This is a genomic window from Clostridium sp. (assembly GCF_021372645.1).
Classification (GTDB): Bacteria; Bacillota; Clostridia; order Clostridiales; family Clostridiaceae; genus Clostridium.
Window position 1 is genome coordinate 1 of sequence record NZ_JAJFUC010000076.1, and the last position, 11,076, is coordinate 11,076.

The 11,076-nt window shown below is 27.2% G+C and carries 7 protein-coding genes and 2 pseudogenes; 6 read left to right on the forward strand and 3 right to left on the reverse strand.

Annotated elements, in window-relative coordinates:
- The first annotated feature begins 175 nt into the window (after window positions 1–175).
- Together LLF98_RS12115 and LLF98_RS12120 are read left to right on the forward strand one after the other, a co-directional pair.
- The gene (locus LLF98_RS12115; protein WP_291703947.1) at window positions 176–886 is read left to right on the forward strand and encodes a UvrD-helicase domain-containing protein; all 711 of its coding nucleotides are present in this window, start codon (window positions 176–178) and stop codon (window positions 884–886) included.
- 116 nt (window positions 887–1,002) lie between these two features.
- Complete coding sequence (locus LLF98_RS12120; RefSeq protein ID WP_291703933.1) at window positions 1,003–1,338, forward strand: S24 family peptidase; 336 nt, start codon at window positions 1,003–1,005, stop codon at window positions 1,336–1,338.
- Between the two features lie 112 nt (window positions 1,339–1,450).
- Here LLF98_RS12120 and LLF98_RS12125 read toward each other — a convergent pair whose 3' ends face one another.
- Window positions 1,451–2,029 (reverse strand): hypothetical protein, encoded by a 579-nt coding sequence (locus LLF98_RS12125; RefSeq protein WP_291703935.1) that lies wholly within the window; start codon window positions 2,027–2,029, stop codon window positions 1,451–1,453.
- A 340-nt stretch (window positions 2,030–2,369) separates the two neighbouring features.
- On the opposite strand from LLF98_RS12125, the gene mutS reads away from it, so the two are divergent.
- Entirely contained in the window at window positions 2,370–5,180 is a 2,811-nt protein-coding gene (gene mutS, locus LLF98_RS12130) for a DNA mismatch repair protein MutS (protein WP_291703937.1), read from the forward strand.
- A 164-nt stretch (window positions 5,181–5,344) separates the two neighbouring features.
- Here mutS and LLF98_RS12135 read toward each other — a convergent pair whose 3' ends face one another.
- Window positions 5,345–6,529, reverse strand: coding sequence for a GGDEF domain-containing protein (locus LLF98_RS12135; protein ID WP_291703939.1), 1,185 nt, complete (start codon window positions 6,527–6,529; stop codon window positions 5,345–5,347).
- A 289-nt stretch (window positions 6,530–6,818) separates the two neighbouring features.
- Here LLF98_RS12135 and fliB point away from each other — a divergent pair, with 289 nt between their 5' ends.
- The 3 genes and pseudogenes from fliB (at window position 6,819) to LLF98_RS12150 (ending at window position 9,447) form a co-directional block, all read left to right on the forward strand.
- Window positions 6,819–8,030, forward strand: a complete 1,212-nt coding sequence (fliB, locus tag LLF98_RS12140) for a flagellin lysine-N-methylase (RefSeq protein ID WP_291703941.1) — start codon at window positions 6,819–6,821, stop codon at window positions 8,028–8,030.
- Window positions 8,031–8,095: 65 nt separating this feature from the next.
- Window positions 8,096–8,651: pseudogene (locus LLF98_RS12145) on the forward strand (methyltransferase domain-containing protein).
- A gap of 16 nt (window positions 8,652–8,667) precedes the next feature.
- Window positions 8,668–9,447: a class I SAM-dependent methyltransferase gene (locus tag LLF98_RS12150; protein ID WP_291703943.1), complete on the forward strand. Its 780-nt coding sequence runs from the start codon at window positions 8,668–8,670 to the stop codon at window positions 9,445–9,447.
- Window positions 9,448–9,648: 201 nt separating this feature from the next.
- On the opposite strand, the pseudogene LLF98_RS12155 reads toward LLF98_RS12150, so the two are convergent.
- A pseudogene (locus LLF98_RS12155) lies at window positions 9,649–10,860 on the reverse strand (DUF4317 domain-containing protein); the annotation flags it as partial.
- Between the last annotated feature and the right edge of the window lie 216 nt (window positions 10,861–11,076).

Here is an 11,076-nt window from a genome sequence, read left to right on the forward strand (position 1 = left end):
TTATTAAGCACTAAAACATCCATAGTTAACACCTCTCGATAATTTTATTTTTAGTTTGGATATTTTAGTTGATTTATATTTATGGATATTTTTTCTTGATAGTTATTTTTGAAGTTTTCATTTTGCAACATATATATATAAAAAAGAAAATAAAAAGAATTTAACTATTGCATCTATTAAAGAATGTGAAAATGAACTTAAAGAAGCAATAGTTAATATTTGTAAGAAATATGAAAAGAAAAAGCTTAAGATATTAAACCTTGAGTATACTCAATTTATACAAGAAGAAATTAAGTGGATTAAAGCTTGTAATTATATAAAACTTGAAGAATATCAAGAAGCTAATAGAATTGGCAGGATTAATAAAACAAGTAATGATATATCAAAAATACTCAGAAAAAATTCAAAGCAAAGACAAGCTATTTATGATATTTTAATTGAGTATAACAATAACTTAAAAAAGATTAATAAAATAGATACTCAAGATATGGAGCTTTTAGCATTAGAGCAGGCAATGAAAAATCCGAATAGTAATTATACTCATATATTTATAGATAATAGCCAATACCTAACAAAGGTTCAATTAGAATTTCTGAAAGCATTATATAACGAAAAATCTTATTCAAGTATAACTTTTATAGTTAATAACATTGAAAATATTAATCCTAATGCTTGGATTACAAAGGGACGATCTTTTTCAAGCTTAGGATATGATATGAAGGGAAAATGTATTACGTTAAATGAATTGTACAATGAAGTTCAAGTTAAAGAGATTGAAGAATCTAAAGATAAGAAAGATAATTTAACACAAAATGATGAGATTAATAAAGGTACGTTAGAAAATGCATCATTAAATTTAGGTACATTAGAATACATAGGTTTATAAAAGATTCTGGAGCAGTAGACGAAATATATGTAGACTATAATAACTTTGAGGAAAAAGTAGAAGAGGTTATAAGTATTCCAGTATTTAATGAAATTGCAGCAGGTAGTCCAATTTTTATGAATGATTCTATTGAGGATAATTACTATTTGTCAAAAGAATGGATAAGAAAGACTAAAGATGTTTTTATTCTTAAAGTAAAAGGTGATTCTATGATAAATAAAAACATTTATAATGGAGATTATGTGGTAATAAGTAAGCAAAATACTCCAAGTATTAGAGATATAGTTGCCGTTGACATTAAAGGAGAAGCTACTTTAAAAACATATAAAACTATAAATGGAAAAATTGTTCTTATGCCAGAGAATGAGAAGTATGAACCTATTATTATAGAAGATCAACTATTTATCTTTCTTGGAGTAGCTATTGGACTTATTAAAAATCCACAGAACTAATGAAAATCCTTGTAGTAACTACTATAAGGATTGGTATTGTTATATTAAATTTAATGAAACCTTATTGATTGTTATTGTAGATTATAAAGAAGCAGTTTAATTTATTAATATATTAAATTACTTCTTTTTCTTTTGAAATTTCAGTTATGATTTTTAATATTTCATTCCAATTATATGCTCTAATAATATTGGAATTGAGTGGAAGTCTATTGTAGTTTGTATCTATTAATATAACCTTAAAGTCGCTGTTTGATAATTGAATAGCATTTTCATAACTATCTTCTATGAAAATATCACAATTTAAATCTTTTGCCTTAGGAACTTTATTATGAGTGCCTAAAACAAAAACTTCATCAAAGGGAATTTCATGATTTAGTAAATATAGAAAAGTTACCAGTTCTAAAGATTTATCTCTTGCAGTTACAAAATAGATATTATTAAGCTTATATAGCTTATCCAATATATCTTTAACATCATCTCTCAAAATTTGTTTAGTATGAATTTCAAACTTAAATTTTTCATAGAATTCTAGATAATCATTTTCCGAAATATTAAGAATTTTAGCAATGTTATAACATGTAACTTGGCTTTCATAGATATTGGAATTGAAATATTTATTAGCATAACTTAGCCAATAATAAGGGTCTGATATAGTACCATCAATATCAATACAAATATTTAAATTTTTCATTTTCATCACTTCCTTTTATACACATTATATTCAATAGATATTAAAAATGAATTAAATATAAGTTATATTTTAAAATAAATAAAAATTTAAATAATTTGATAAATGATGAATGGGTTAGTAGTAAGGAGGGAAATTTTATAGAAATAACTTCTTCAATTGATAACTCAATTGTTGGTAAGGTTCCAGCAATGACAAAAGAAGAAAAAGTAAAATAAATATTAATGAAAATCCCTAGAATAATTGCTATAATTGTTCTAGGGCTTTTTAGATAAATTATAAATTTATAAAGAAGCTACTTTTATTACTGAAATAAATGAACATTTAAGGGAGGATATTAATTATGGCTTTAACGCCAATGATGGTTGAATATATGAAGACTAAGGAAGAATACAGTGATTGTATTCTATTTTATAGACTAGGCGATTTTTATGAGATGTTTTTTGATGATGCCCTTACTGTGTCTCGTGAGCTTGAATTAGTACTCACTGGGAAAAGTTGTGGACTTGAAGAAAGAGCTCCTATGTGTGGAATTCCACATCATGCAGCAACTGCTTATGTACCAAGGCTTGTTAATAAAGGTTATAAAGTTGCAATCTGTGAACAGCTTGAAGACCCAAAAGAAGCTAAAGGAATTGTAAAAAGAGGTGTTGTAAAGATAATTACACCTGGAACTTTTATAGATTCTAATAGTGCACTTGAAAATGACAATACTTATTTAATGGCTATATATGAAAATGATGAAAAAATCGGTATAGCATTTTCAGATATAAGTACTGGTGAATTTAAAACAACTTCTTTTGATAATATAAAAATAAGCTTATTAGATGAAATTTCAAAGGTTTTACCTAAAGAAATCTTAGTAGATGAAAACTTAAGTGAATCTCTTATAGATGATATTAAAGGAGTAACCTCTGCATTTATATCTAAGAAAAACTTTAATGAATTTTTTGTCACAAGAGAAGAACTTGTAGAAAAATTTTCAGATATGGAAGTTGCAGGAGTAACTAAAGAAAGAGAACTTGCAAGCTCAGTATTACTTAAGTACATATATGAAACTCAAAAAATGAGTTTAACTAATATAAATATACTAGAACAATATGAAATTGTAAATTATATGACCATAGATGGTAATTCAAGAAGAAACTTAGAACTTACAGAAAGCATAAGAGAAAAAAATAAAAAAGGCTCTCTTTTATGGGTAATTGATAAAAGTGCTACATCCATGGGAGGAAGAACCTTAAGAAAATGGATAGAAGAACCTTTAATTATTAAATCAGAAATAGAAAAAAGGTTGAGTGGAGTTAATGAAGCATTTAACTCTATAAGTTTTAATGAAGATCTAAGAACTTTTTTAAAAGAAATCTATGATATAGAAAGAATTGTAGGTAAAATTTCTAATAAAAATGTAAACGCAAAGGATATGTTATCTCTTAAAGCATCCTTAGATAAAATTCCAGCCATTAAAGAACTTTTAAAATATGCAAATTCTGATATTTTAAAAGAATATTATGAAAACTTAGATGAATTAGATGATGTAAGAAGATTACTAGACTCCTCAATTAAAGAAGAACCATCTTTAAGTATAAAAGAAGGAAACATAATAAAAGATGGTTATAATGCAGAGGTTGATGAATTAAGACAATCAAAACTACATGGCAAGGAATGGATTGCAGCTCTAGAAAATCAGGAAAGAGAATTTACTGGAATTAAATCTTTAAAAGTTGGTTACAACAAAGTTTTTGGATATTACATTGAAATTACCAAATCAAATTATAACTATATTCCAGAAGGAAGATATATAAGAAAACAAACTTTATCTAATGCTGAAAGATATATAACAGAAGAGCTTAAGGTAATGGAAGATAAAATCTTAGGTTCTGAAGAAAAGCTTATTAATTTAGAATATGCTTTATTTACTGAAGTACGGGATACAATAGAAAAAGAAATTGCAAGACTTAAGAAAAGTGCTAGAATAATTTCAAATTTAGATGGTATATCTACTTTAGCTTTAGTAGCTCTTGAAAATGATTATATTAAACCAGAAATTAATGAAGAAGGTTTAATTGAAATAGTTGATGGAAGGCATCCTGTTGTTGAAAAGGTAATAGGAAGAGGAGATTTTGTTTCTAACAATACTAAGTTAAATCAAACAGATAAAGAATTATTGCTTATAACAGGTCCTAATATGGCAGGTAAATCTACATATATGAGACAGGTAGCACTTATTACTTTAATGGCTCAAATAGGTTCCTTTGTACCCGCAGCTTCAGCTAATATTTCGATTTGTGATAAGATATTCACTAGAATTGGAGCTTCTGATGATTTAGCAGGTGGTAAATCAACTTTTATGGTTGAAATGTGGGAAGTATCTAACATACTTAAAAATGCAACGCCTAAGAGCTTAGTTTTATTAGATGAGGTTGGAAGAGGGACTTCAACATATGATGGCCTTTCAATAGCATGGTCAGTTATTGAATATATAACAGGAAATGATAAATTAAGATGCAAAACCTTGTTTGCAACTCATTATCATGAGTTAGTTAAGCTTGAAGGAATCTTACCTGGTGTTAAAAATTATTCTGTAGCAGTTAAGAAGATGAAAGACAGCGTAATCTTTTTAAGAAAAATAGTTGAAGGCGGAGCAGATGAATCTTATGGTATAGAAGTTGCAAAGCTTGCAGGCCTTCCAGAGGCAGTAATAGAAAGAGCTAGAGAAATTCTTCTAAGCATAGAAGGAGAAAATAGCTTTGATATACATAAGGTAACCCATAGCGAAAATAGTGAATTTAAAGAAAGAGAAATAGCTGTTGATATTAACAAGTCTAATAATGAGATTACTGTTACTGAAAAAGTTTTAGAAGCAGTGAGTGAATATGTAGGAGAGGCTAAATCTGATAATAATCTTCCTAACAACGGTAATAACGGATTAGAAAATGAGAATTATGCTAAAGTAGAGGTTAAGGAAGAAATTACACAAAAGAAACATAAGCATAAAGAAACTTCTAATAATATGCAGTTAGACTTTGCTTTTATAGAAAAAGAAGCATTTCTTAAGGAGATTAGTGAGGTTGATATATTAGGACTAAATCCTATGGAGGCTATGAATACTTTGTATAGGTTGGTGGCTGAGGCTAAGAAGTTGAATAATTAATGGAAGTGGGGGCTGGTTACGGGTCGCCTCCACCATGAAACCCACGACAAAATTGTCGTGGGTTATTTTAATTATTTAGAGATTTCTTACTTTAAATGAAAAAGGGGCATGGATTATGATTAAAATTCTTCTTATGCATAAAGATAATAGTTTGACAATAAAAATTATTCTTCAGTATCTAATGAAGCTAGGACAACTTGATTTCTGCCTTGATTTTTAGCTTTATAAAGGGCAGCATCTGCTGCTTTGTAGGAAGTATCAAAAGAGTTTGAAAAATTGTCTTTTAATAAGGAAACTCCAAAACTTGCAGTTATCTGTATTTGGAATTCATCAGCTAGTATTACTTTATTCTGAATTGCCAATCTAATCTTATTAGCTAATACGTAAGTTTCATCAATTGAAGTTTGAAAAAGAAATATAAGAAACTCTTCACCGCCCCAGCGAGTAACCAAATCAGTAGTTTTTATATGTTCCATTAAAATATGACTTACTTCCTTAAGTACAATATCTCCTATGGGATGACCAAACTTATCATTTACATGTTTAAAATGATCAATATCTACCCAAATAAGAGTTGCTAGTTCTTTAGTTTCAGTAATAATTCTCATTTTTTCGGCAACTTTAATCCCAAAACTTCTTCGATTCAAAAGCCCTGTTAATGGGTCATGACTTGACATGTAATTCAATTTGAAATTAATTTCTTCTAAAACTATATTTTTAGTTATTTCTTCCCAATGGTAATTATAAATTGCTGTTGAAATTAGGATAACTGCCAAAAAGAAAATCAACCCATTTATACTGTTTGAAATTAATAATTCAGCATTATGTTGAAACGTTACCAATCCACCTAAATAAGTTAAAAATGGAATCAAATATACAGCTAAATTTAATGGGAATCTCAGCATTATAACAGCACTGAATATAATAAGATTAGCTATAAACACACTGCTTATATATCCAGATTTAACTTGATCTAAGCTATTGATTATAGCTACCAAGCTCAAAAGCAAAGCAGTTAAAGTTGGAATTAATAATTTGTATATGTTTTTAAATTTATTTTTGTCATATTTAGTTGAGATTTTTATAAGTATAAGTCCAATAATAGAAACAAACAAAATTAGTAAATGTAAGATGAAGAATTTGCTATCATTCCAAATTACATTTGAAGAAGGATTTATTAAGTAAGGTATGTCATTAAATAATATAAATAGAATTTCAACTATTATAAATATAATAAGAAGTAACTTCATTCTTGTAAAATTAGTTACGTTAATATCTTGGATAATATTGGATCTTTGATCTTTTGTAAGGTTGAAATTTGATTTGTTAAAAAAATATAATTTATTCACAATATAGTTCTCCTAATTCGATTTTTTAATAATTATAAAAAAATATCCCTTATATATTTACAAATAATTAAATATAGTAGTATTTTACCACAAAAAAATCGAAATGAAAATTTATTCAGAAATAACAGTTGATATTTATACTCACGTAATGGATAGTAATAAAATACCACCTGCTACGCTGGTGATTCTAAAAAGATTTCAGCGTTAAGTAGAAAATAATTTAAATTATATGTTATGTTGATGATATAATTATCTTTAGATAAAATATTAAAATGTAAGGAAGATAAATATGAAAAAAAGTGTTAAAATGATATATCCATCATATGTAGATAAGTTTCAGTGTATTGGAGGAAAATGTGAAGATACCTGTTGTAAGGAATGGGATATTGATATTGATAAAGAGACATTTAAAAAATATCACAAAGTTACAGATGAATCAATGAAGAAGATGTTCCAAAAAAGTGTTCATATAAATGAATATTGTACTAATAAAGATTTAGATTATGGAAAAATTAAATTAAACAAAGAAAAAAGATGTCCGTTTCTAGATGATGAGAGTTATTGTTCGATTCAAGGAAAATTTGGTGAAGATTATCTTTCTAGTGTTTGTACTCAATTTCCTAGGGTACTAAATAAAGTAGATGATCATTATGAAATGTCCATTGATGCATCATGTATAGAGGCAGCAAGAGTTATACTTTTAAGTAAAGAAAAAATAGAATTTAATAAAAGTGAAAAGAGTTTAGGTAAGTATACTATGTCAGGTGTACTTGATACTAGATCATCAAAGTTCAAAGATACACCTATAAAGTATTTCAAAGAGATACGAGACTTTTCAATAAAAATAATCCAAAATAGAAATTTAAATTTAAGTTCTAGATTATATGTTTTAGGTGATTTTTTAAATGAGCTAGAAGATATAGAAAGTGATGAAATAAAAGAATTTATAAGTGAATATGATATAGAAACTGAGTCTAAGGCTTATAAAAGAGAAAGTATGAATTATGTACTTCAGGTTTCAGTTTTGAAGAATGTAATTGATTCTTTAGATATAGTAAATGCAATTGATAGCGATAAATTTATAAAGTACACTAAAGAAGTTTTAGAGGGATATAATATTAAAGATAATGAGGATGTAATTGAAAATAAGGATGAATATATAAATGCATTTGAAAAATATACAGAGAAGTATATAGAAAGTAACAGTCACATATTTGAAAATTATATGGTTAATTTTATATATAATAATTTATTCCCTTTTTCAGAAAGCGATTTTATGTTTGATGGATATATTCTGCTTTTATTTAGATATTCATTAATGAGATTTTATTTAGTTGGGAAATACATATATAATGGAAAAGATTCTGTAGAAGATATTATAGCGTTTATTAAAGTATTTGTAAAAACAGTAGAGCACGATAGGAACTATAGAAGCGATATTTTAGAATATATTAAAGAAAATAGCTTTGATAATATGGAATTTGCAAAAATGCTTTTGTAATTAAAAATAAAGTATAATTTGTATTTAATAATTTAAAATATAATAATAGGTGGGGAACATAAGAGATGACAGTAGAATTGGAAAAATACTATAATAAATTTTGTGAAGACAAAAGATTAACGAGAAAATATGCACAAGTTGAATTTTTAACTTCCATGAAGTATATTCATGAATATCTAGAAAATAATGAGAATGCAAAAATATTAGATGTTGGTGCGGGCACAGGGCGATACTCTGTACAATTAGCAAACGAAGGTTATGATGTTACTGCAATTGAACTTGTTAAGCACAATCTAGGTATTTTAAAGTCAAAAGGAAGTACAGTAAAAGCAATGCAGGGAACAGCATTAGATTTATCAAGATTTTCATGTTATATCGAAACCAAAAGATTTATATGATTATGTAAGGATTGAAGATATTAATAAGTTAAATGAGGAAGTAAGAGTGCAAAGGATAAAATTAATTGCAGCAGATGGACCAGCTAATTATATGCGACCTATTTTGAATGCTATGGATGAAGATACATTTAGGCTTTTTATGGATTATCATTTTTCTACGTGTGAAAGATATGAAATGCTAGGAGCAAGCGCACATACATTAGATATTTTAAGAAAAGAATAAGGCAAAGAGGGAAAAAATGAAGATTGCAGTTACTACTACAAGAGAACCAGATGAGAGTTTAAATTATAAAGCAAAAGTTATATCTAAAGATTTAAATATATCATATATAAAAAGAGGTAATTTTAGTATCAAAAAGACAATTTTAAAAGATGGTTTTGATTACTTATTAGTAGTTGAAAGAGATAAGATTGTTATAAAGGGAGAATATACTACACTATTTTGGCATCCTAATATGTCAGAACTTAAGATTAAATCAATAAGACAAGGCAATAAAGCAGCTATAATAGAGGCAACAAAATTAGAAGAAGGAAATAGTATATTAGATTGTACATTAGGTCTTGCAGGGGATTCTCTTGTATTTTCAGCAGTTGTTGGAGAAAAGGGACATGTAGTAGGGACGGAAGTTAATAAGTATATAGCTTATTTAAGTAAACGTGGATTAGAAAACTATAATAATGTTAATGGTGAAACTATAAATAATATAAAGGTCGTTAATGAATCATATGAAGATTACATTTTAAAGCAAAATGATAATAGTTTTGATGTAGTATATTTTGATCCTATGTTTAAAGAACCAAATAGAAAGTCAGCATCAATAAATTCCTTTAGGGATTTTGCAGATCACAAAGGATTAACAAAAGAGATTTTAATGGAAGCACTTAGAGTGTGTAAAAAAAGAGTTGTTATTAAAGAAAGACAAGGTTCTAATGATTTTGAAAAACTAGGAATAGAAAAATATTATGGAGGAAAAAAAGGCGGTGCAATTATTTATGGAGTGATTGAAAAAAATATATAAGAAATATAGATGTAAATGAGAAATAAGCAGAAATAATTGACACTTATAAATTGAATTGGGAATGTAGATAGATAAGCATAGATATTATACTAGTAGAGGATAATTTATGCTTACTTTTTTATAATAGAGAGGCTAATATCCATAATAATTATAGATATTAGCCTTTTTACTGAAATTCTTAGCATAAATAATGAAAAAATATTAAAGCAAGGTAGTAACACCATTTACATTGGCTTGTTCATCATCCTCAATAGGAATAACAATATATTTTTTTCCATCAATTATTTGTGATTTTATTTGAGTTACTTTTTGAGGTTTTACTTGAAGTACAATGTCATAGTTTATAGTAGTATTGTTCTCAGATTCTATTTCAGAGTCAAAAGTTGCTTCTAACTTAGAGTCAGAAGCTGATTCTTTTTCTGAATCTAATACTGGATCTTGTTTTGTTTTTTCAAGTCTTTCTTCAAGTATTCGTACTTTTTTTTCAAGCCTTTCTTCTTTTTTTCTTAGCTCATTTGCTGCTAGCGCTTTTGTATCGATTAAATGTTCTACTACAGGAGGCGTATCACCAAATTCTTCTGTATAGGATTTTTCGATTTTTGCAGTAATTTCTTCAGGAATACCGCTTTCAATTAGAATATCTTGAATATTATCATTAGTCAAAATCATAGGTTCAGCATCTTTACCATTAACAGTAATATGATCATCTACCATATTATTAAGAGTTTCTTGAATTTCCATGAATAAATGATCAGATTTTTCATCATCATTGCCAATGGCTTTACGAATAATAGTATGGAATGTTTCTTTCTGCAGAATTGCAGTTTGTTTTGAACTACAGCCTAAAGCTTCTTCCATTAATTCTGGATGTGGATCTTTTGCATTTTTTGTATAGTACATAATAGAATGAATATCAGTACTACGGTCTGTAAAAGCTGGAAATACAAATCCAAGATCAGGGGGACCAACTATCCAATCTCTAAGACGTGCTCCAATTCGATTTTCATCTTCAATATATCCAAGACCTGGTTTTGAAAGTGATACCGGACATATTGCACATAATAGGTATTCATATACTTCTTCGGATTCATCTAATTTTGCATTATCCGTAGTTTTTGTCATAACATCATAAGCATCGTGAAAAATAAGTATTAGAAAATTACCTGTGTAGTCATAACTATCTATAATTAATTTATAGAAGTTAGCAAGCAGAGCATCATTTTTTAATTTACTTTTTTTTAGTTCCATTAGAGAAAGTTGTCTACCACCTATATTTTCTTCATCAAGAGGAAAATTAAGTTCTAGAAGATTATTTCCCACTGTTCCAGATAATGTTTTTCTTGCAATTTCTAAATATTTAAAGAATTCTGTCTCTTGTAGAGTTAAAAAAGTTTCTTTAATATTTAAAACCATAAGTGTTGATTAACCAAAAAACGGAAATAAAAATATATAAAAAATGAGGTCATTCTGTAGTAATATTAAAGTGCGAACAAAAACAATACTAAGGAGAATGCCCTCATGAAAAATACTACCACTATATTTGATATATTTCAAACATTTTTAAGTGAAGAAGAAGTAAAGAAGGTAAGTGAAATTTTAGGATATGTTGATACTACAAGAAAATTTACG